Source organism: Xanthomonas sp. fls2-241-TYG-148 (genome assembly GCF_030208815.1).
Classification (GTDB): Bacteria; Pseudomonadota; Gammaproteobacteria; order Xanthomonadales; family Xanthomonadaceae; genus Xanthomonas; species Xanthomonas campestris.
Genome location: NZ_JARVTE010000019.1, coordinates 80,920 through 102,396, shown reverse-complemented (window position 1 = coordinate 102,396; position 21,477 = coordinate 80,920). Strand labels below are relative to the sequence as shown.

The window sequence follows — 21,477 nt, the reverse complement described above, 5'->3', positions numbered from 1 at the left end:
CCCGTCCATGCGTCTGGCGGGCGCAACGGCTACCCTGTAAACCAAGGGCCGCTCCGGTCCGCCGCGATCAAGACCCATGCTGCGTTGTCCCTTGTTGTTGTGTGTGCTGCTTTTTTCCATGCCGCTGCTGGGCCAGGCGCAGCAGCAAGCGGCCGCGCCCGCATCGGCGGCGCGCGCACAGGCTGACACCAACTACAGCTTCGTGCGCTACCGCGCCGACTACGAAGTGCGTGACGACGCCAGCAGTGTGGAGACGGACACCTACGAGATCCTGCTCAAGACCAAATCGGCGGTCGAGCAGTTCAGCCAGGTGCGGCTGAGTTACAGCGAAAAGATGGAAACCCTCGACGTGCTCGAGGCCTACACCATCACCGCCGAAGGGCTGCGCCAGGACGTGGCGGCCGACAAGATCTACACCCAGGAAAGCTACTCCAGCGCATCGGCAGCGATGTATGCCGACCGCAAGGTCAAGGTAGTGGTGTTCCCGAACCTGGCGCCGGGCGCGCGCATCGTCTACCGCGTGCGCCGTGCGCAGAACACGCCGTATTTCCCCGGGTATTTCAGCCTGTGGGAGACCTTCAGCGTGTTTGCGCAGTACGACGATGCGGTTGTCACCCTGGTCGCGCCGAAGGCACTGCCGATGCACCTGTCGGTGCGTGGGCTGGAAGGCAGCACCAAGCCGGTGGTGCGGGGCGACCAGGCGCGCTGGGAATGGCATTACCAGCGCGCCGTACCGATGAAGAACCAGAACTGGAGCGCGGCCACCTGGGAGTTCAGCCCCACACTGATGGCCAGCACTTTCGACAGCTGGTCGCAGATGGGCCTGGCGTATCACATCAAGGGTGGGCGGGCGGCGGCAGTGACGCCGGCGATCCAGTCGCTGGCCGATGAGGTGACCCGCGGCATCGAGGCGCCGCGTGCGCAGGCGGCGGCGTTGTACGCCTGGGTGGCGCGCAACATTCGCTACGTGGCGGTGTACCTGGGCAACGGCGGGCTGGAGCCCAACAGTGCCGACAGCATCCTGGCCAACCACTATGGCGACTGCAAGGATCACACCGTCATCCTGGAAGCACTGCTGGCCGCCAAGGGCATCGCCAGCACGCCGGTGTTGATCGGCGCCGAAGGCGGGCCGACGCTGCCGCCGATCCCGGTGCTGGGGCGGTTCAATCACGCCATCACCTATATCCCGGCATTCGATCTGTACGTGGATTCCACCAACCCCTATGCGCGCTTCGGCCAGCTGCCTGCCGGGGATCTCGGCGCACCGGTGGTGCACACACTGGATGGCAAGGTCACGCAGACGCCGCCGAATGATCGCAAGCTCAACCGCTACGTGGCCCGCACCGAGTACCGCTTCACCCCGCAAGGCGGCCTGGAAGGGCTGACCACGCTGGACAGCGGCCAGACCGGCGAGGTGGGTTTGCGGGCGATGTTCGTGCAGCTCAATGCGCAGAACCGCAACCGCATTGAGGAATCCATCATTGCCCAGTCCGGTTTCGACGGCACCGGCGATCTGTTGATCCAGGGCGATCCACTCGACCTGGATGCGCCATTCAATTACCGCTATCGCTTTCAGGCCAACGACGCGGTGGATTTCTCGGTGGTCGGCGGCATGACCTTGCCGGATATGCCGGGCGCTGAATCCACGCGGGCGATCTATACAACGACCTCGGCCGAAGACAATCTCACCCCGTTTTACTGCAACGACAGCGTGCGCGAAGAAACCTATGCGGTGACGTTTCCGGACACCGTGCCGATCATTGCCATCCCGCGCAGCAGCACGTTCCGCAATGCGGCCGGCGAGTATGCCGTGGACTGGACCCGCAAGGGCCAGACCGTGACTGCGGTGCATCGCCTGCAGCGCGCCGCCATCCGCGGGCCGCAGGCACTGTGCCAGCCGCAGGATTACCGCGCCTTCCGCGAGCTGTATCAGCAAGTGCGCCGCGGCTTCCGTGGGCAGATCGTGTACGGCGACCTCTCGCAGGTGCAGACCGCGCGGTGAGGGTGACGCAGGCGGGCACACGCGGCTGAACATCGGCCGCCGACACTGCTCGCCCATTCATCCAGGAAGCTTCAGAATTCACCTAGTCCCTTTTGGAAGACCGCGATGCATCGCCAGCTCCGTTACGCCGTCCTCGCCACCGCCTTGCTCGCCGGCACCGCTTTCGCCGGCGCACGTCAGGAGCTGGATGCCTTCACTCGCGGCTTGAAGGGCCTGGACGGGCAGTTCAGCCAGAAGGTCACCGATGCCAATGGCCGCGCCAAGGAAACCTCCAGCGGCCGCGTTGCGTTGTCGGCGCCGCGTCTGTTCCGCTGGGAATATGCCAAGCCGTACAAGCAATTGATCGTGGCCGATGGCAAGAAAGTCTGGGTATTCGACCCCGACCTGGAGCAGGTGACCGTGCGCGTGCAGGGCACCGAAGAACAGAACAGCCCGTTGACCGCGTTGATCGACCCGGCGCGTCTGGACAAGCAATACGACGTCAGCGAAGAAGCCGCCGAGCGTGATGGCTTGCTGTGGCTGTCGCTGACACCCAAGGTCGATACCGAAGCCAGCTTCCAGATGGCCTCGCTCGGCTTCGGCAAGCAGGGTCTGGCCAGGATGGAAATCGTCGATGCGGTGGGCCAACGCACGGCGATCACCTTCGAGGGCTGGAAGCGCAACCCCGCATTCGCCGCCGACACCTTCCGCTTCACGCCCGCCAAGGGTGTGGATGTAGTGGGCGACGCGCAGTAACCATGGCAGCGGTGCCAATCAGTGCACGCAGCAGCGCCGGCGCAATGCTGCGTTGCCATCGGCCCCGCATGCCGGCGCGCTAGACTACGCACGTGGCACGTACCAGGCTCCCTGTCGAAACCGCCGATCTGCTGAGCGTGGATGGCGATCATCTGCGCCCGCTGGCCGAACGCATGCGGCCGCGTGCGCTCGACGAGATGGTGGGTCAAAAACGCCTGCTGGCACCCAATAGCGCGTTGCGGCGCGCGGTCGAATCCGGCCGCGTGCACTCGATGATCCTGTGGGGTCCGCCGGGCTGCGGCAAGACCACGCTGGCGCTGCTGCTGGCGCATTACGCCGATGCGGAATTCAAGGCCATTTCCGCGGTGCTGTCCGGCTTGCCGGAGGTGCGCCAGGTGCTGGCCGAGGCCGCGCAACGCTTTGCCAGCGGCCGGCGCACGGTGTTGTTCGTCGACGAGGTGCACCGCTTCAACAAAGCGCAGCAGGATGCCTTCCTGCCGCATATCGAGCGCGGCACCATCCTGTTTGTGGGCGCCACCACCGAAAACCCGTCTTTCGAGTTGAACTCGGCCTTGTTGTCGCGCTGCCGCGTGCATGTGCTGGAAGCCGTCTCGCCACAAGACATCGTTGAGGCCTTGCAGCGCGCCCTGCAGGACAGCGAGCGCGGGCTGGGGCAGGAGACCATCCAGGTTACCGATGCTTCGTTGCTTGAGATCGCCAGCGCCGCCGATGGCGATGTGCGCCGCGCGTTGACGCTGCTGGAAATCGCCGCAGAGCTGGCAACGGGCGAGGGCGGTGAAATCACGCCGCAAACGCTGCTGCAGGTCCTGGCCGATCGCACCCGCCGCTTCGATAAGAATGGCGAGCAGTTCTACGACCAGATCTCCGCGCTGCACAAGTCGGTGCGCAGTTCCAATCCCGATGCCGCGTTGTATTGGCTGACCCGCATGCTCGATGGCGGTTGCGACCCGGCGTATCTGGCGCGCCGGCTGACCCGCATGGCGATCGAGGACATCGGCCTGGCCGATCCGCGCGCGCAGAGCATGGCGCTGGAGGCCTGGGACATCTTCGAGCGCCTGGGCAGCCCGGAAGGCGAGCTGGCCTTTGCGCAGTTGGTGCTGTATCTGGCCAGTACCGCCAAGTCCAATGCCGGCTATGCCGCCTTCAATCAGGCCAAGGCCGAGGTGCGCGCCACCGGCACCCAGGAAGTGCCGCTGCATCTGCGCAACGCACCGACCAAATTGATGAAGACGCTCGGCTACGGCCAGGATTACCAGTACGACCACGATGCCGAAGGCGGCATCGCGCTGGACCAGACCGGCTTTCCGGATGCGATGGGCGAGCGGGTGTATTACAACCCGGTGCCGCGCGGGCTGGAGATCAAGCTCAAGGAAAAACTCGATCGGCTACGCGAAGCACGCGAGCAGGCCCGTGCTGACAAGGGCCGCAAGCCCACCGCATAATCTGCTGCACTGGAGATGGCATTCCTCCTTGAACCGCGTGCTTGTGCAGTGCGCTGATGATGCCTGCCCACCCACGCCGGGGCGGCAGGCCGCTGTCCCGGCATCGCGATGTATCGACCGAGGAGCATGCCGATGATGCGTTCTAAGCCTTCAAGACCTGTCTGTGCCCTGCTCACGGTGCTCCAATGAGTGCGCCGGTGTGGTGGCAACAGGCGCTGCTGGCTATGGTGGGCGGCGCGGTGGGCTCCGGCCTGCGCTTTGCCATTGGTGCATCGCTGCTGCAGCGCTTCGGCACGGGATTTCCCTGGGGAACGCTGACCGTCAACTTGGTCGGTGCCTTTTTCGCTGGCTTGTTGATGGTCTGGCTGGATGCGCGCGGGCCAGCGAGCTGGGCGTTGCGCGCGTTGCTGATCGTCGGTGTGATGGGCGGGCTGACGACGTTCTCGTCGCTGATGATGGAATGCCTGGTGTTCGCACGCACCGAGCGTTCCACCCTGGTCGGTCTCTATCTGGCGGTGACGCTGCTCGCCGGGCTGGCGCTGGTGTTTGCGGGCGCACGTACCGGCCAATGGCTGGTTGCGCGTTGATGGTTTCGCCGCAGCGCTGAAACGAACAAAGGCGTGCATGAGCACGCCTTCGGTCTTTACAGCATGCGGCGCGACGAACCCGCGTTGCCGGCCCGCCGTGTTGCGCTTACAGCGCTTCGATGATGCCCGCAGCACCCATGCCGGTGCCGATGCACATGGTGACCATGCCGTACTTCTGCTGACGACGGCGCAGGCCGTGCACCAGCGTGGCGGCACGGATCGCGCCGGTGGCGCCCAGCGGATGGCCCAGCGCGATCGCGCCGCCCAGCGGGTTGACCTTGGACGGATCCAGTTCGCTGTCGCGGATCACGGCCAGTGCTTGCGCCGCAAAGGCTTCGTTGAGCTCGATCCAGTCGATCTGGTCCTTGGTCAGGCCGGCTTGCTTGAGCGCCTTGGGAATTGCCGCGATCGGGCCGATGCCCATCACTTCCGGGCGCACACCGGCCACCGAGAAGCTGACAAACCGTGCCAGCGGGGTCAGGCCGTAATCCTTGATTGCCTGTTCGGACGCCAGCAGCACCGCGCCGGCACCATCGCTCATCTGCGAGGAATTGCCGGCAGTGACGCTGCCGCCGAACTGGCCGTTACGGAACACCGGACGCAGCTTGGCCAAACCTTCGAGCGAGCTGTCCGAACGCGGGCCTTCATCGGTGTCGACCAGGCGCTTGCGCAGCGCAATCACGTTGCCGGCCAGGTCGGGTTGATGCGACAGGATTTCGTACGGGGTGATTTCGTCGCGGAACTCGCCAGCCGCAATGGCCGCGATGGCTTTCTGGTGCGAGGCCAGCGCGAACGCATCCTGATCTTCGCGCGAGACTTTCCATTCCTCGGCGACCTTCTCGGCGGTGATGCCCATGCCATAGGCAATCGCCACGTGGTCGTCGGCGAACACATTCGGCGACATCGCGACCTTGTTGCCCATCATCGGCACCATCGACATCGACTCGGTGCCGCCGGCCAGCATCAGGTCGGCATTGCCCAGACGGATCTGGTCGGCCGCCATCGCCACGGCCTGGATGCCGGACGAACAGAAGCGGTTGATGGTCTGCCCGGCCACCGTATTCGGCAGGCCGGCCAGCAGCACGCCGATGCGCGCCACGTTCATGCCTTGCTCGCCCTCGGGCATCGCACACCCGATGATGGCGTCGTCGATCCGCGACAAATCGATGCCCGGCGCCTGCGCCACCACCGCACGCAGCACGTGCGCCAGCATGTCGTCAGGACGGGTATTGCGGAACACGCCCTTCGGCGCCTTGCCCACCGGCGTGCGGGTGGCGGCAACGATGTAGGCTTCTTGAATCTGCTTGCTCATGTGGCTTTCTCCGAAAGCCGGGAATGGGGAGTGGGGAATCGGGAATCGCAACTGCGGATTCGCCTGAGTTCACCCTCGACATCGACCGGCAGAATAGTGGGAGGAGCAGGGAATCGATTTGGCTTTCACCATTCCCGATTCCCCATTCCCGATTCTCAGTTCCTCAGCGGCTTGCCCGTCTTGAGCATGTGGCCGATGCGTGCCTGGGTCTTTTCCTGCTGGGCCAGCTCGACGAAGTGCTTGCGCTCCAGCTTGAGCAGCCATTCCTCGTCCACCAGCGCGCCGCGGTCGATCTCGCCGCCGCACACCACCGTGGCAATGCGGGTGGCGATCTCGTAGTCGTATTCGCTGATGAAGCGGCCTTCCAGCATGTTGACCAGCAGCATCTTGAAGGTGGCGATACCGACGTCGCCGGCCACCTGGATGCGGCGTGCCGGCAGCGGCGCGCGGTAGCCGCCTTCGGCCAGTGCACGCGCTTCGGCCTTGGCAATGTGCAGGGCTTCATAGCCGTTGAACACCACCTTGTCGGTGGCGCGCAGCAGGCCGAGTTCCTTGGCATTGACCGCCGAGTTGGACACCTTGGCCATCGCCACGGTCTCGAAGGTCTTCTTGAGTTCGGCGAACACGTCGCCGCCAGGGCCGGCCGCCACCGAGGCGCGCACCGCCAGTTCCTTGAGGCCACCGCCGGCCGGCAGCAGGCCGACGCCAGCTTCGACCAGACCGATATAGCTTTCCAGCGAGGCCACCGTCTTAGCGCTGTGCATCTGGAACTCGCAGCCACCGCCCAGCGCCAGGCCGCGCACCGCCGAAATCACCGGCACCTGCGCATACTTGATGCGCTGGCTGGTGGCCTGGAAGTTGGCGACCATCGCCTCGAACGCATCGACCTTGCCGGCCTGCAACAGGCCCAACGCACCGGCCAGATCGGCACCAGCGGAGAAGGGTTCCTTCTGCTGCCAGATCACCAGGCCGGCGAAGTCTTTCTCCGCGCGGCCAACCACTTCCTGCAGGCCATTGAGCACGTGATCGGACACGGTGTTCATCTTGGTCTTGAAGCTGACCACCGCGATGTCGTCGCCGTCGTGCCACATGCGCACGCCGTCGTTTTCGAACACCGTCTCGCCCGGCGAGAACTGCTCTCCCAGCAGCGGGTCCGGGAAGCGCTGGCGCTTGTACACCGGCAGCGCCGAACGCGGCAGCTTGGCATCGCGCGCCGGGCTGTAGGAGCCCTCGGCCGCATGCACGCCATCGCGGCCGTCGAACACCCAGTTCGGCAGCGGCACGCTGCTCATGCTCTTGCCGCTGGCAATGTCTTCGGCAATCCACTGCGCCACCTGCTTCCAGCCGGCGGCCTGCCAGGTCTCGAACGGGCCCAGCGACCAACCGTAGCCCCAGCGGATCGCCAGATCCACATCGCGCGCGGTCTCGGCGATGTCGGCCAGGTGATAGGCGCTGTAGTGGAACAGGTCGCGGAACGTCGCCCACAGGAACTGCGCCTGCGGATGCTGGCTCTCGCGCAGCTTGGCGAACTTTTCGGCCGGGTTCTTGATCTTGAGGATCTCGATCACTTCCGGCGCAGCGCTTCGGTCGGCCGGTCGGTAATCCTGCTTCTGCAGGTCCAGCACCACGATGTCCTTGCCGACCTTGCGGAAGATGCCGGCGCCGACCTTCTGGCCAAGCGCACCCTTGGCGATCAGCGCCTCCAGCCACTTCGGCGACTTGAAATACTGGTGCCACGGGTCGTCCGGCAGGGTGTCGCCCATGGTCTTGATCACGTGCGCCATGGTGTCCAGGCCGACCACGTCCGAGGTGCGGTAGGTCGCTGACTTCGGGCGGCCGACCAGCGGGCCGGTCAGGCCATCGACTTCATCGAAGCCCAGGCCGAATTCGGCGGTGTGGTGGATGGTGGACAGGATCGAGAACACACCGATGCGGTTACCGATGAAGTTCGGGGTGTCCTTGGCGTACACCACACCCTTGCCGAGCGTGGTGACCAGGAAGCTTTCCAGGCCTTCGAGCACGGCCTTGTCGGTGCCCTTGGCCGGAATCAGCTCGGCCAGGTGCATGTACCGCGGCGGGTTGAAGAAGTGCACGCCGCAGAAGCGGTGGCGCAGCTGCTCCGGCAGCACGTCCGACAGCTTGTTGATGCCCAGCCCGGACGTATTGGAGGCCAGCACCGCATGCTCGGAGACGAACGGGGCGATCTTCTTGTACAGGTCCTGCTTCCAGTCCATCCGCTCGGCAATCGCCTCGATGATCAGGTCGCAGTCGCGCAGCTGCTCCAGCCCGCTCTCGTAGTTGGCCGGCGTGATCGCCTCGGCCAGCGCCTTGCTGGCGAGCGGGGCGGGGCTGAGCTTGCCTAGGTTGGCGATGGCCTTGAGCACGATGCCGTCGGCCGGACCTTCCTTGGCAGGCAGGTCGAACAGCACGGTGTCGACACCGGCGTTGGTGAGGTGCGCGGCGATCTGTGCGCCCATGACGCCGGCACCGAGCACGGCGGCGCGACGGACTAGCAACGGATTGGACATAGCGATGAGCCTTTGGTGAGTGCGACTACGGTGTGGAATGGGTGCGGAAACCGGGTTCCGCGAAACGAATCAGTTCACGCGCGGCGTGCGCGCGATGGTCGGCCTCGCTCACGCCCGCCGGGCGCTTGATGAGGCCGAAATCGGCCATGGCATAGGTGAGCGCGCCGGCCAGGAAATCCAGGCGCCAGTACAGCTCCTCCTTGCTCAGGCCCGGCACGCAGCCGGCGATGGCCTTGCCGAACTCGCGTAGCACATGGCCGTAATGGTCGGAGAGGAACTTGCGCAGGTTGTCGTTCTTTTCGGCATAGGCCCTGGCGATCACGCGGACGAAGGCGCCGCCACTCTGGCGGTCCTGGGCCATGGCCAGTGCCGGTTCCACGAACGCGGCCAGCACCGCGGTGAGTTCGCCCGGCTGGCTACGCTTGGCGGCCTCGAGCTGCTGCAGCCGTGCGGCCGTCATCTCGTCCATGCGCCGACGGAACACCTCGTTGACCAGATTTTCCTTGGAGCCGAAGTGGTAGTTGACCGCGGCGATATTGACGTCGGCCTGGGTGGTGAGCTGGCGCAGCGAGGTGCCGGCGAACCCGTGCTGTGCGAACAACTCCTCGGCCGCGCTGAGGATGCGGTCCTTGGTCGAGAAGTGGGCGGGCTTGGGCATGGACGGGTGTAGCGCTCAATCAAACGATTGTTTGAGTCTACGGGCTCGCGAACGCCATGGTCATGCCGCACTGCAGCACGATTCAGGGCCTGGTATGCAAAGGTAAGGACGACGGGATAGAATTGGCCATCGCAAAGAAGGCTAAGCCCGCGTTTTGACGCGGGTTTTTTTCATGATAACCTCGGGCCTTCAGTGGCCCGCCCAACGGAGATTCTCCCATGGCGCTGGAGCGCACCCTGTCCATCATCAAGCCCGACGCCGTCGCCAAGAACGTCATCGGTGAAATCTATAGCCGCTTCGAGAAGGCTGGCCTGAAGGTCGTGGCCGCCAAGTACAAGCAGCTGTCGCGCCGCGAAGCCGAAGGCTTCTACGCCGTGCACCGCGAGCGTCCGTTCTTCAACGCGCTGGTCGAGTTCATGATTTCCGGCCCGGTGATGATCCAGGCGCTGGAAGGCGAGAACGCCGTCGCCGCACACCGCGACCTGCTGGGCGCCACCAACCCGAAGGACGCCGCACCGGGCACCATCCGTGCCGACTTCGCTGATTCGATCGATGCCAACGCCGCCCACGGCTCGGACTCGGTCGAGAACGCTGCCAACGAAGTCGCGTATTTCTTTGCTGAAACTGAAGTGGTCTCGCGCTGAGGCCGAGAGAGTCGAATCGTGAATGAGGTCGTGATCCCCTCCGTGTTGCTGGACGTTCCCGTCCCGGCTGCAACGGTGCACAAGCAGAACCTGCTCGACCTCGACCGCGAGGGACTGGAGCGCTTCTTCGCCGATACGCTCGGCGAGGCGCGCTACCGTGCCCATCAGGTGATGAAGTGGATTCACCATCGCTACGTCACCGATTTCGACCAGATGACGGACCTCGGCAAGGCGCTGCGTGCGAAGTTGCACCAGCACGCCGAGGTCCTCGTCCCGAATGTCGTGTTCGACAAACCGTCGACCGACGGCACCCACAAGTGGCTGCTGGCCATGGGAACCGACGGCAAGAATGCGATCGAGACGGTCTATATCCCCGACAAGGGCCGTGGCACGCTGTGCGTGTCTTCCCAGGTCGGCTGCGGCTTGAACTGCACCTTCTGTTCGACCGCCACCCAGGGCTTCAACCGCAACCTCACCACCGCCGAGATCATCGGGCAGGTCTGGGTTGCCGCGCGCCATCTGGGCAATGTGCCGCACCAGCAGCGTCGTCTCACCAATGTGGTGATGATGGGCATGGGTGAGCCACTGATGAATTTCGACAACGTCGTGCGCGCGATGAGCGTGATGCGCGACGATCTGGGCTACGGCCTGGCCAGCAAGCGGGTGACGCTGTCCACCTCGGGCCTGGTGCCGATGATCGACCGGCTAGCCACCGAAAGCGACGTGTCGCTGGCGGTGTCGCTGCATGCCGCCAACGACGCGCTGCGCGAGAGCCTGGTGCCGTTGAACAAGAAGTACCCGATCGCCGAGCTCATGGAGTCGTGCGCGCGCTACCTGCGCGGCAACAAGAAGCGCGACTCGGTGACGTTCGAATACACCTTGATGAAGGGCATCAACGACCAGCCCGAGCATGCGCGTCAGCTTGCCCGGCTGATGCGGCAGTTCGACAACGCCGTGCAGTCCAAGGATGCCGGCAAGGTCAACCTGATTCCGTTCAACCCGTTTCCCGGCACGCGCTACGAGCGCTCTGGCGAAACCGAGATCCGCGCATTCCAGAAGATCCTGCTCGATGCGCAGGTGCTGACGATGGTGCGCCGCACGCGCGGCGACGATATCGATGCAGCCTGTGGTCAGCTCAAGGGCCAGGTCATGGACCGGACCCGTCGCCAGGCGGAATTCCGCCGCACATTGGAAGGGCAGGCCGATCGAGATGCGGCAGCGTGATATCGCGTTAATGGCGGCTGCGGTCATCGCGCTGAGCGCGGTTGGCTGCGGCGGGCGCAATGCCAAGGCCGGCACGGTGAAGGATGTCGAGGAGGTCGCTCAGGTCTATTCTTTCCGTGACACTGCGGCTACCAAGAACCGGTTGGGCGTACAGGAAAAGCTTGGGCTAGCCAGCAACCGACTCAGATCAGGCGATTACGCGGGTGCTGAAGAACAGGTGAGGGCTGCGCTGAAGAAGGATTCTCAGGCGGTGGACGCCATCGGCCTGCTCGCCCTGATTCAGGATGCAAAGGGTGATGCTGCCGCTGCTGGCGCCTCCTACCGCCGCGCCGCAGAGCTTGCGCCGCAACGTGGCGATGTGCTCAACAACTACGGCGCGTGGCTCTGTGCCAATGGCCAACCGGCCGAGTCGCTGGTCTGGTTTGATCGCGCGTTGACGGATCGCAACTATTCCTCGCCTGCATCGGCGCTTGGCAATGCGGGCGGCTGTTCGCTCAAGGTGGGGCAGTTAGAGCGTGCATCCCGTGACCTGCGCAAGGCGCTGGAATTGGACCCGAATAATCCGTATGCGCTGGAGTCGATGGCCCGTTCCGAAGCGGGCAAGCGCAATTATTTCGAAGCCCGCGCATTCGTCGAACGACGGCTGGCGGCTGCACCGGCAACTGCTTCCGTGTTACAACTCGCCATTCAGATTGAGCAAGGGCTCGGCGACAAGGTAGCTGCCGGCCGTTATCAACAGCGGTTGGTCAAGGAATTTCCTGACGCAGCGACCGCTACTCCTGGGGCCAATGCATTGTGATCAGTGATTCCAATCCGAATCCTTTCGAGCAGGAAAAGGGATGCGGGCAGCAGTTGCGCGACGCGCGCGAAGCGGCAGGTCTGAGCGTGGACGATGTGGCAGGCAAGTTGCGCATGCCGGCCCACGTGGTGCGTTCGCTCGAACAGGAAGAATGGCAGCGTCTCGGCGCGCCGGTCTTCGTGCGCGGCCAGTTGCGCAGCTACGCGCGCCTGCTACGTGTCGATCTGGATCCGCTGTTGCAGCAAACCACGATTGCGCCGGTTGAACCGGTCAAGCTGGTCAGCCACACGCATACCCCGCGTGCCCGGCGGATTCTGGAAAGCACCGCACGCAAGGCGATGTACGTTGTGATCACCGGCGTGTTCGCAGTGCCGGTGTGGTATGCCACGCGCTCGCACCTGGATGGACAGGGGCCAAGCACCGTGTCGCTGGACAGCGTGCCGGATGCTGCCAAGACCGGCACGCCCGCGCGGACTGCCGAGCCACCGTCTTCCGCGCCACGTGAACAGCCTGCGCCGTATATCGCGTCGATGACGCCGGTGCCCCGGGCCACACCTGCTGCCGAGACCCCGACCGCCAGCAGTGCTGGCACGTTGTCGCTGCGTTTCAGCGGTGACAGCTGGGTGCAGATCCTGGCACCGGATGGCAGCGCGGTGGAAAAAGCGTTAATCCGTGCCGGCGAGCAACGCACCTATTCACCGGGCCAGATCGGCCGTGTGGTGCTGGGCAATGCGTCGGCGGTAGAGGTTCAGCAAGGCGGCAGTATCGTCGACGTAAAGCCGTTCCAGCGCGCTAACGTGGCACGTTTTGCGGTATCCTCCGACGGCTCCGTGGTGCCTGCTTCCGAATAGAAGCGGACTGCGGTTTTTCATTTTCCCCTTTTGATGTTCCGCGCCTGCAGGTGGCGGAGCGAGAGTACGCATGGCGATCGACGATCTGCTCGACGAACACGAACAAGGTGAACGGGTTCGTTCCTGGTTGAGAAAGAATGGCGCGGGTCTGATTGGCGGAGTCCTGCTGGGACTGGCCCTGATTCTGGGGTGGCAGTGGTGGCAGAAGCGCAACACGACCGCGTCGGTGGAGGCCAATGCCCGCTACGAGGCCGTGGTCAAGTCTATCCAAGGCAAGGACCTGGACAAGGCCGCCAAGGACATCGTGGCGCTGGACGACGGCAAGGGTGGCGTTTACGCCGAGCTCGCTGCGCTGCGGCTGGCCAAGGCCCAGATGGATGCCGGCAAGACCGCCGAAGCGATCAAGACATTGCGTGATGTGCCCGCCGAAGGCGAGCTCAAGCAGATCGTGCAGCAGCGCCTGGCGCGCGTGCTGACCGACAGCGGCAAGCCGGATGAGGCGATCAAGCTGCTGGCCGATGCGCAGGATCACACCAGCCTGGAAATCCGCGCCGATGCGCTGGTGAAGCAGGGCAAGCGCGACGAAGCACGCGCGCTCTATACCAAGGCACTGGCAACGGTGGATGTGGCATCGCCGCAGCGCCGCCTGCTGGAAACCAAGCTGATGGATGTGGGCGGCACCGTGCCCGATCCGGCGGAGCCGATTTGATGAAGCAGGTTGATATGTACAAGCGCGTTGCATTGATCGCCCTGATGGGCATGTCGCTGGCGGGCTGCAGCACCGTCAAGGGCTGGTTCGCAGGCAAGGACGCGGCTGCCAAGAAGGCGCAGGAACCGGCCGAACTGGTTAAGTTCGAGCCTTCGGTCAAGGTCGACAAGCTGTGGTCCACTGGCGTGGGCAAGGGCGAGGGGCACATCGGTGTGCGTCAGCGTCCGGCCGTGGCAGATGGCAAGGTGTATGCGGCCGCCATCACCGGTGGCGTGCAGGCGCTGGATCTGCAGACCGGCAAGCGCGTGTGGGAATACAAGCCCAAGAAAGAAGAGCGCAACGATCGCAAGTTCAAGCAGCGCCTGTCCGGTGGCCCGGGTGTGGGCGAGGGCCTGGTAGTGATCGGCACGCTGTCCGGTGACGTGATCGCGCTGAATCAGGCCGACGGCACCGAGAAGTGGCGGGCCAAGGTGCCGAACGAAGTCATCGCTGCGCCTGCCATCGCGCAGAGCCTGGTGCTGGTGCGCAGCAACGACGGCCGCGTGAGTGCGTTCGATGCAGCCACCGGCGAGCGCCGCTGGTTCCATGCCGAGGAAGGTCCGACCCTGTCGGTGCGCGGCAATGCGCCGATCGTGACCGGCCCGGGCGTGGTGTTTGTCGGCAACGATGTCGGCACCCTGAGCGCCCTGGCGCTGCAGGATGGCCGCCCGTTGTGGGAACAGGCCATCGGCGTGCCGGAAGGCCGTACCGAGCTGGAGCGCATGTCCGACGTGGACGGCGCCCCGGTGCTGGATGGCACCACCCTGTACGCAACCAGCTTCAAGAACGAAACCCTCGCCCTGGAAGGTCCCAGTGGCCGTCCGCTGTGGACACGCGATCACGGCGGTGCCGGTGGTCCGGGCGTGTCGTCCAGCGTGGTGGTAGTGGCCGACAACGCCGGTTCGGTGTGGGGCCTGGACAAGTCCAGCGGTGCGGCGATGTGGTCGCAGGCTGCGCTTGCACGCCGCTCGTTGACCGGTGTGGCCATCCAGGGTGATTACGCCGTGGTGGGGGATTACAAGGGCTACCTGCACTGGCTGAAACTCAGCGACGGTGCTCTGGCCGCGCGAGCTCGCGCTGGACGCGACACGCTGCTGGCACAGCCGCTGGTCGTCGATGGCATTCTGCTGGTACAAAATACCGACGGCGATATCACCGCCTTCCGGTTGGCACAATAAGGACCTTGCGATGCTGCCCCTGGTCGCCCTGGTTGGACGGCCCAATGTCGGCAAGTCCACCATCTTCAATGCGCTGACGCGCACCCGTGACGCGCTGGTACATGACCAGCCTGGCGTCACCCGCGACCGCAACTACGGCGTCTGCCGGCTCGACGAGCAACAGCCCTTCATCGTGGTCGATACCGGTGGTATCGCCGGCGACGAAGAGGGCTTGGCCGGCGCCACCGCGCGCCAGGCACGTGCTGCGGCTGGCGAAGCCGATCTGGTGTTGTTCGTGGTCGATGGCCGCGAAGGCGCCTCGTCGCTGGACGACGAAATCCTGGCCTGGCTGCGCAAGCTGGCCCGGCCGACCGTGCTTGTGATCAACAAGATCGACGGTACCGATGAAGAATCGGTGCGTTCGGAGTTTTCGCGCTATGGCTTCTCCGATGTGGTGGCGCTGTCGGCCGCGCATCGGCAGGGCATCGACGACCTGCTGGAAGAGGTCGGTGCGCGTTTGCCGGAGGAAGGCGCGGGCGAGCTGCTCGATAACGACCCCGCGCGCGTGCGTATTGCATTCGTGGGCCGCCCGAACGTGGGCAAGTCGACGCTGGTCAATCGCCTGCTGGGCGAGGAGCGGATGATCGCGTCGGAAGTTCCGGGTACGACGCGCGATTCGATCGCCGTGGACCTGGAGCGTGACGGCCGCCAGTACCGCCTGATCGACACGGCCGGCTTGCGTCGCCGCGGCAAGGTGGAAGAGGCGGTCGAGAAATTCAGCGCCTTCAAGACGCTGCAGGCGATCGAGCAATGCCAGGTTGCGGTGCTGATGCTGGATGCTACCGAAGGTGTGACCGATCAGGACGCGACCATTCTCGGTGCGATTCTCGATGCGGGCCGCGCACTGGTGGTGGCGATCAACAAGTGGGATGGGCAGAGCGACTATCAGCGTGCCCAGGCCGAAGACCTGTTGTCGCGCAAGCTGGGCTTTGTGAACTGGGCCGAGGCCGTGCGGATCTCCGCGTTGCACGGCTCGGGCATGCGTGAGCTATTTCAGGCGATCCATCGTGCGCACGCATCGGCCACGCATGAGTTCAGCACCAGCGAAGTGAATCAGGCGCTGGAAATTGCCTACGAAACCAACCCGCCGCCAAGCATTCGCGGGCATGTCTCCAAGCTGCGTTACGTGCACCCCGGTGGGGCGAATCCGCCCACCTTCATCGTGCATGGCACGCGCCTGAAGGTGCTGCCGGAGTCGTACAAGCGTTATCTGGAAAACTTCTTCCGTAAGCGCTTCAAGCTGGTCGGCACGCCGGTGCGTTTCATTTTCCGTGAGGGTGCCAATCCGTACGAGGGCAAGAAGAATCCGCTCTCCGATCGGCAGATTGCGCGCAAGCGTCGCCTGATGCGGCACGTCAAGGGCAAGTAAGCCGGCACGGCGCGCTGGTATCCTGCGCGCCATGACCGACTATCCCTCCCGCATACCTTACGCACGGGCACTGGAGATTCTCCGCGCCGTTGCGGCGAACAGCCGCCTGCCCGACGAGAACATCGCCACCTCGCGTGCCGACGGCAGGATCTCCGCCGCCGACCTGATCGCGCCACTGTCGCTGCCGCCGTTCGCCAATAGCTCAATGGACGGCTTTGCCGTGCGCCACGCCGATACGCTGAGCGAGGACGTGCGCCTGCAGCTGGTGGGCGAGCAGTTTGCCGGCGACTCCTGGAGCGGCACGCTGACTGCCGGGCAATGCCTGCGCATCACCACCGGCGCGCCGTTGCCGGCCGGTGCCGACACCGTGGTGCCGAAGGAAGACGCCGACGAGCAGGCAGGTCTGGTGCGCCTGCGCACGCACCCGACACTGGGGGCGGCGGTGCGGCTGGCGGGCAGCGACGTGCGCGCGGGCGATCTGGTGATCCAGCCCGGCCAGGTCCTTACCCCGGCGCGGATTGGCCTTGTCGCTGCGCTGGGCGTGTCGCGGCTTGCGGTGGCGCCGCGCCCAACCATTGCGGTGCTGGCGACCGGTGATGAGCTGGTGGAACCGGGCATGCCGCTGGGGCCAGGGCAGATCTACAACAGCAACCGCGACATGTTGATGGCGCAACTGCGGGCACTGGGCTATGCGCCGACCGCCTGGCCAACCTTGCCGGACGATCCGCAGCGCATCCGCACCATTCTGGAAGATGCGGCGGCGGCTTTCGATGTGGTGATCACCTGCGGCGGCGTATCGGCCGGTGAAAAGGACTATCTGCCTCGCCTGATCCAGGAATTGGGGCAGATCCATTTCTGGCGCGTGCGTATGCGACCGGGGATGCCGGCGGTGCTGGGGCAGATCGGGCGCTGCCTGGTGTTGGGCCTGCCGGGCAATCCGGTGTCGGTGCTGGCGACGTTGATCGCCTACGGCGTGCCGCTGCTGGATGCCCTGCAGAGCCGCAGCGAGCCGCGGCCGGTGTGGCATGCGGCCTTGTCGGCGCCCTGGGACAAGCGCCACGAACGCCTGGAATTTCTGCGCGGCCGGCTGGACTGTGGCGCCGATGGCCGCCTGGTCGCGACGCCCCACCGTGGCGATGCCTCGCATCTGTTACGCGGCGCGGCCGACAGCAACGTGTTGATCGTGCTGCCGGAACCGGCGCGTCAATACGAAGCGGGCGAGGTGGTGCGCGTGATTCCTTACGCGTTGTAGCCGCCGTGCGTCAGGCCGGTGTGCCGCAGAAGCTGGCATAGTCGGCATAGCCGGGAAATGCCGTGCCTGGTGCGCACACCGGGCACTGTGGATCGGGCGGCAGGCGGATCTCGCGAAAGCGCATGGCCAATGCGTCGAAGCTGAGCAGGCGCCCGGCCAGGCTGTCGCCGAGCCCAAGCAAGAGCTTGATCGCCTCGGTCGCCTGCAACAGGCCGATCACGCCGGGCAGTACACCGAGCACACCGGCCTCGGCGCAACTGGGTGCGAACTCCGGCGGCGGCGGTTCGGGAAACAGGCAGCGGTAGCACGGCAGCTGCCCGCGGTGGCGTCCGGCATCGAACACGCTCAACTGCCCTTCGAACTGTTGCACCGCGCCATACACCAACGGCTTGCCGAGCTTCACGCAGGCGTCGTTGAGCAAATAGCGCGCCGCGAAATTGTCGGCGCCATCCACCACCACATCGACGTCCTGCAGCAGGGCCTCGATGTTGCTGGCGGTCACGCGCGTCTGGATGGCGTCGACCTGCACCCGCGGATTCAACGCGGCGATGCGCTGCGCGGCCGACACCACCTTGGCCATCCCGACGCTGTCTTCGGTATGCAGGATCTGGCGCTGCAGATTGCTGCGATCCACCACATCGTCATCGGCCATGCGCAGGTGCCCGACGCCAGCGGCGGCAAGATAAAACGCGGCCGGCGAACCGAGCCCACCGGCACCGATCAGCAGAACACGCGCGCGCGCCAGGCGCTGCTGCCCGTCGATGCCCACCTGCGGCAGGCGCAGATGCCGTGAGTAGCGTTCCAGGAAATCCGTTTCGTCTGACGGCAGCGTCGGCCGTACCAGCGGCAGCCCGTCGCGCGACCAGGCAGTGGTGCCGCCGAGGACCGACAGCGCGTGCGGATAGCCTTGCTCGCGCAGCTGCGCGGCGGTCTGTGCGGAGCGTTTGCCGCTCTGGCAGATCAGCAGGATATCGCGATCGCGATCGCGGTCGGGCAGATGCTGCGCCGGTGCCTGCTCCAGATCGGCCTGTGCGATGGCAAGCGCGCCTTCGGCCTGGCCGCTGACGCGTTCGTGCAGTTGGCGGATATCGATCAGCAGGGCGCCGCGCAAGGCGCGGGCACGGGCTTGGGCAGGAGAGAGGTCGTGGCTCATACGGCCATTGTCGCGCAAAGCCTCCATCCGATGACGCACCTGTGTGTTGCGCAGCATGTGAGTGGCCTGCATGAAGAGCGCGTGCGGATCACGCTGGATGGGCATGTGCCGATCACATGGCTTAGGCCGGTACGTGGCTGTAATCCAGCGCTTACCGGTGTGGCGCCAGTTGCGCGCTCGCGCCTGGTTCGTCCGCCCATTGCCGAACGCAGGAGGTGCAGCGCGCCATACCTGCGGCCGGCTTCAGGAGAATGTCATGACCCCACTTATCTGCGTATTGCCTGCGCATTGCAGACGCGCGATACGCCACCCGTTGGCGTTGTCGATCGCGCTGCTGCTCAGCGCAGGCGTGCACGCCCAGGAGGCCGCACCTCACGGCACTGCCGCTGCGCAGCCAGCCAACGCGCAGCCAACCTCCACGCTGGGTGCGGTGCAGGTGCGCGGCGTGCGCAGCAGCGTGGAAAGCGCCATTTCCACCAAGCAGGCACACAAGGAGATCAGCGATTCGATCGTGGCCGAGGACATCGGCAAGCTGCCCGATAACAGCGTCGCCGCGGCTCTGCAGCGGGTGACCGGTGTGCAGGTGGCACGTGCCGGCGGCGAAGTGGGCCAGGTGCTGGTGCGTGGTCTGCCGAACGTCATCACCACGCTGGACGGGCGCAATGTCTTCACCACGGTAGGGCGCGACATGGAGTTGGCGGATGTGCCGGCGGAGTTGTTGCGCAGCGTGGATGTGTACAAGACCACCGGTGCGCAATTCCAGGAAGGCGGCATCGCCGGCGTGGTGGATGTGCATCTGCGGCGGCCGTTCGATTTCGACGACGACAGCACGATTGCCGGCAGCGTCAGCGCATTGCGCGGCGATCAGGCGGAAAAGACCGTGCCCAATGGCAGCCTCACCATGAGCCAGCGCTGGGAGACCGGGGTGGGGCGCATGGGCGTGATGGGCAGTGTGGCCTACCAGCGTCGCCCGTATCAGGAGTCCAACACGCTCTACGGTACCTATGACCTCAAGCCGAATCCGCTGGATCCAGCGCAGCAGCTCTACGTGCCGTACAGCGCCGGCGGGTTGATGGCGCGTGGCGATCGCAAGCGCAAGTCGGCCAATCTCTCGTTTCAGTGGGCGCCGAGCGACAACAGCGAAATCTACATCGACACCTTGTACATCGGTTACGACAACCGGCCACAGGTGAATTACTGGCTGCCATTTCCAGGGCTGGCGAACGCGGAAAATACCGAATCGGTGAGCGTGCGCCCCGGCAGCAACGTGCTCGATGGCCTGGTGGCACGCGATCTGCAGACGCTGTCCAGCACGCAGGCGCACAAGAACGCGTCGGACACCTACCAGGCCGCGCTGGGTGGGCGCTGGAGCGGGGAGCGCGTGAAGCTGAGCACCGAGCTGGCGTACACCTACAGCGATGCGAAGAATCGCGCATTCACGCTGGACATGGACACGCGTGCGCCGCTGCTGCACATGCGCTCAGGCGGTGGCGCGGCCGATACCTGGATCACCCAACGCGATGGCAGCCCGTATGACATCACTGCGCCAGGCAACTGGGTCTTGCGCCAGTACTACGACAGCTGGAACCGGCAGCGCGGCGAAGAATGGGCCTGGCGCGGCGATGCCACCTTCGACCTGGATGCCGGACCGCTGACCTCGCTGGAGGTGGGCGCGCGCGCCAGCCGGCGCACCGCGACCAATCATTCCGGCGACACCGGTGCGCGCGACAACATCACCGGCGCGCCGATCCTGCTGAGCGACGTGCCCGGGCTGGCATCGGTGACGCCAGGCAACATGCTCGACGGCACGCGCGCGTTCACCAGCGACCGCTGGGCCTCCGCCAACCAGGACGTGCTGCTGCAGCAAAGCGCACGCCTGCGGACGCTGATGGGCCAGTCGCCGGAAGCGCCGATGGAAAATCCGGCGTTGTTCTTTGATGACCGCGAAGATAACTACGCGGTGTATGCGCAGCTGAACTATGGTTTCTCGCTGGGGCCGGTGCCGGTGGATGGGCGGATCGGTGCCCGCGCGACGCGGCTGGATTCCAGCCTGGAGGGCAGCCAGTCGCTGGACGGTGTGCTGAGCCCGGTGAGCATCGATCGCCGCATCGACAAGGTGTTGCCCAACTACAGCGCCAACTTCACCTTGCACGAGAACCTGATCCTGCGCCTGGCCGGCAGCACCACCATTACGCGGCCGGAGTTTGCCGATCTGAACCCGCAGCTGGCGTTGTATCAGTCGACCGAATCGCTGCCCGCGCGCGGCAATGGCGGCAACCCGCAGCTGCGCCCGGTGGAGTCGCGCAATGCCGACCTGTCGCTGGAGTGGTACTTCCGCCCGGGATCGCTGCTGTCGCTGGCCGGCTTCCATCGGGACATTGACGGCTATATCCAGAACTACGCCGCCGATGAGGCGATCGAGGGCATCACCTATTCGATCAGCCGCCCGCGCAATACCGGGCAGGGCAGTTTGAAGGGCGTGGAGGTGGGCTACACGCAGTTCTATGACTTCTTGCCGGGCTGGTTGTCGGGCTTCGGAACCCAGCTCAACTACACCTATATTTCGGCCGAAGCCGACTCGCCCGAGGGCATCAGCCAGCCGCTGACCAATGTCTCCAAGAACGCCTACAACGCGATCTTGATGTACGAATATGCACGCTTCTCTGCGCGCGTAGCCTACAACTGGCGTGGCGATTATGCAGTGAGCTTCAACAGCTCCGGTGACCAGCCCGAGCAGATCAACCAGGGGCGCGAAAAGTGGCTGGATGTGGCGTTCAACTACGAGTTGAGCGAGCGGCTGACGGTGTTTGCCGAGGCGACCAATCTGCTGGGCACCACCACCGATAATTATTTTGGCCAACGTTGTGCGTTTCCGCGCGAAGTTGCATCGCCCGAGCGCACGTATTCGCTAGGCCTGCGCTTCCGCCTGTGACGC

Annotated in this window: 17 protein-coding genes and 1 riboswitch; of the genes, 13 read left to right on the top strand and 4 right to left on the bottom strand. The window is 65.1% G+C overall.

The annotated features are described in order from the left end of the window. Positions 1-76: 76 nt before the first annotated feature. The 4 genes from QRM60_RS18095 (at position 77) to crcB (ending at position 4,787) form a co-directional block, all read left to right on the top strand. Entirely contained in the window at positions 77-2,002 is a 1,926-nt protein-coding gene (locus QRM60_RS18095) for a DUF3857 and transglutaminase domain-containing protein (RefSeq protein ID WP_285446782.1), read from the top strand. Between the two features lie 105 nt (positions 2,003-2,107). Next, a complete protein-coding gene (lolA, locus tag QRM60_RS18090; RefSeq protein ID WP_042599055.1) occupies positions 2,108-2,737 on the top strand; it encodes an outer membrane lipoprotein chaperone LolA in 630 nt (209 codons plus the stop codon). A 92-nt stretch (positions 2,738-2,829) separates the two neighbouring features. Further along, positions 2,830-4,200 carry a replication-associated recombination protein A gene (locus tag QRM60_RS18085; RefSeq protein WP_115555963.1) on the top strand — a complete coding sequence of 457 codons (1,371 nt, stop codon included), beginning with the start codon at positions 2,830-2,832 and terminating at the stop codon, positions 4,198-4,200. Between the two features lie 2 nt (positions 4,201-4,202). Next, a riboswitch (Fluoride riboswitch) is annotated at positions 4,203-4,273 on the top strand. 112 nt (positions 4,274-4,385) lie between these two features. Further along, positions 4,386-4,787, top strand: coding sequence for a fluoride efflux transporter CrcB (gene crcB / locus QRM60_RS18080; protein WP_042599057.1), 402 nt, complete (start codon positions 4,386-4,388; stop codon positions 4,785-4,787). Between the two features lie 106 nt (positions 4,788-4,893). Here the strand turns inward: crcB and QRM60_RS18075 are convergent, their stop codons facing one another. The 3 genes from QRM60_RS18075 to QRM60_RS18065 all read right to left on the bottom strand — a co-directional run bounded on the left by QRM60_RS18075 (position 4,894) and on the right by QRM60_RS18065 (position 9,285). After that, complete coding sequence (locus QRM60_RS18075; protein WP_115530467.1) at positions 4,894-6,099, bottom strand: acetyl-CoA C-acyltransferase; 1,206 nt, start codon at positions 6,097-6,099, stop codon at positions 4,894-4,896. A gap of 155 nt (positions 6,100-6,254) precedes the next feature. Next, complete coding sequence (locus QRM60_RS18070; RefSeq protein ID WP_285446781.1) at positions 6,255-8,627, bottom strand: 3-hydroxyacyl-CoA dehydrogenase/enoyl-CoA hydratase family protein; 2,373 nt, start codon at positions 8,625-8,627, stop codon at positions 6,255-6,257. A 25-nt stretch (positions 8,628-8,652) separates the two neighbouring features. Further along, positions 8,653-9,285 carry a TetR/AcrR family transcriptional regulator gene (locus QRM60_RS18065; protein WP_011037144.1) on the bottom strand — a complete coding sequence of 211 codons (633 nt, stop codon included), beginning with the start codon at positions 9,283-9,285 and terminating at the stop codon, positions 8,653-8,655. A 218-nt stretch (positions 9,286-9,503) separates the two neighbouring features. On the opposite strand from QRM60_RS18065, the gene ndk reads away from it, so the two are divergent. The 8 genes from ndk to glp all read left to right on the top strand — a co-directional run bounded on the left by ndk (position 9,504) and on the right by glp (position 17,389). Next, positions 9,504-9,929 carry a nucleoside-diphosphate kinase gene (ndk, locus tag QRM60_RS18060; protein ID WP_076038930.1) on the top strand — a complete coding sequence of 142 codons (426 nt, stop codon included), beginning with the start codon at positions 9,504-9,506 and terminating at the stop codon, positions 9,927-9,929. 75 nt (positions 9,930-10,004) lie between these two features. Beyond that, positions 10,005-11,153: a 23S rRNA (adenine(2503)-C(2))-methyltransferase RlmN gene (rlmN, locus tag QRM60_RS18055; protein WP_181921133.1), complete on the top strand. Its 1,149-nt coding sequence runs from the start codon at positions 10,005-10,007 to the stop codon at positions 11,151-11,153. Positions 11,154-11,163: 10 nt separating this feature from the next. Continuing rightward, entirely contained in the window at positions 11,164-11,952 is a 789-nt protein-coding gene (gene pilW / locus QRM60_RS18050; RefSeq protein WP_115556107.1) for a type IV pilus biogenesis/stability protein PilW, read from the top strand. Further along, positions 11,949-12,803, top strand: a complete 855-nt coding sequence (locus QRM60_RS18045; protein ID WP_014507730.1) for a RodZ domain-containing protein — start codon at positions 11,949-11,951, stop codon at positions 12,801-12,803. Before pilW ends, QRM60_RS18045 begins: the two co-directional genes overlap by 4 nt. Before the next feature lie 70 nt (positions 12,804-12,873). Continuing rightward, on the top strand, positions 12,874-13,512 hold the full coding sequence (locus QRM60_RS18040) for a tetratricopeptide repeat protein (RefSeq protein WP_011037148.1): 639 nt from the start codon (positions 12,874-12,876) through the stop codon (positions 13,510-13,512). After that, on the top strand, positions 13,512-14,729 hold the full coding sequence (gene bamB / locus QRM60_RS18035) for an outer membrane protein assembly factor BamB (RefSeq protein ID WP_014507731.1): 1,218 nt from the start codon (positions 13,512-13,514) through the stop codon (positions 14,727-14,729). Before QRM60_RS18040 ends, bamB begins: the two co-directional genes overlap by 1 nt. 10 nt (positions 14,730-14,739) lie before the next feature. Continuing rightward, entirely contained in the window at positions 14,740-16,137 is a 1,398-nt protein-coding gene (gene der / locus QRM60_RS18030; RefSeq protein WP_011037150.1) for a ribosome biogenesis GTPase Der, read from the top strand. 31 nt (positions 16,138-16,168) lie between these two features. After that, on the top strand, positions 16,169-17,389 hold the full coding sequence (glp, locus tag QRM60_RS18025; RefSeq protein WP_285446780.1) for a gephyrin-like molybdotransferase Glp: 1,221 nt from the start codon (positions 16,169-16,171) through the stop codon (positions 17,387-17,389). 10 nt (positions 17,390-17,399) lie between these two features. Here glp and moeB read toward each other — a convergent pair whose 3' ends face one another. After that, positions 17,400-18,599 carry a molybdopterin-synthase adenylyltransferase MoeB gene (moeB, locus tag QRM60_RS18020; RefSeq protein ID WP_285446779.1) on the bottom strand — a complete coding sequence of 400 codons (1,200 nt, stop codon included), beginning with the start codon at positions 18,597-18,599 and terminating at the stop codon, positions 17,400-17,402. A 199-nt stretch (positions 18,600-18,798) separates the two neighbouring features. Between moeB and QRM60_RS18015 the strand changes: the two genes are divergently transcribed. After that, on the top strand, positions 18,799-21,474 hold the full coding sequence (locus tag QRM60_RS18015; protein WP_285446778.1) for a TonB-dependent receptor: 2,676 nt from the start codon (positions 18,799-18,801) through the stop codon (positions 21,472-21,474). Positions 21,475-21,477 lie beyond the last annotated feature (3 nt).

Coding starts and splice junctions, on each gene's coding strand:
- QRM60_RS18015 (WP_285446778.1), top strand. CDS start 18,799: ATGACCCCACTTATCTGCGTATTGCCTGCGCATTGCAGACGCGCGATA.
- crcB (WP_042599057.1), top strand. CDS start 4,386: ATGAGTGCGCCGGTGTGGTGGCAACAGGCGCTGCTGGCTATGGTGGGC.
- QRM60_RS18070 (WP_285446781.1), bottom strand. CDS start 8,627: ATGTCCAATCCGTTGCTAGTCCGTCGCGCCGCCGTGCTCGGTGCCGGC.
- lolA (WP_042599055.1), top strand. CDS start 2,108: ATGCATCGCCAGCTCCGTTACGCCGTCCTCGCCACCGCCTTGCTCGCC.
- bamB (WP_014507731.1), top strand. CDS start 13,512: ATGAAGCAGGTTGATATGTACAAGCGCGTTGCATTGATCGCCCTGATG.
- glp (WP_285446780.1), top strand. CDS start 16,169: ATGACCGACTATCCCTCCCGCATACCTTACGCACGGGCACTGGAGATT.
- QRM60_RS18065 (WP_011037144.1), bottom strand. CDS start 9,285: ATGCCCAAGCCCGCCCACTTCTCGACCAAGGACCGCATCCTCAGCGCG.
- QRM60_RS18040 (WP_011037148.1), top strand. CDS start 12,874: ATGGCGATCGACGATCTGCTCGACGAACACGAACAAGGTGAACGGGTT.
- QRM60_RS18095 (WP_285446782.1), top strand. CDS start 77: ATGCTGCGTTGTCCCTTGTTGTTGTGTGTGCTGCTTTTTTCCATGCCG.
- moeB (WP_285446779.1), bottom strand. CDS start 18,599: ATGCTGCGCAACACACAGGTGCGTCATCGGATGGAGGCTTTGCGCGAC.
- der (WP_011037150.1), top strand. CDS start 14,740: ATGCTGCCCCTGGTCGCCCTGGTTGGACGGCCCAATGTCGGCAAGTCC.
- QRM60_RS18075 (WP_115530467.1), bottom strand. CDS start 6,099: ATGAGCAAGCAGATTCAAGAAGCCTACATCGTTGCCGCCACCCGCACG.
- ndk (WP_076038930.1), top strand. CDS start 9,504: ATGGCGCTGGAGCGCACCCTGTCCATCATCAAGCCCGACGCCGTCGCC.
- pilW (WP_115556107.1), top strand. CDS start 11,164: ATGGCGGCTGCGGTCATCGCGCTGAGCGCGGTTGGCTGCGGCGGGCGC.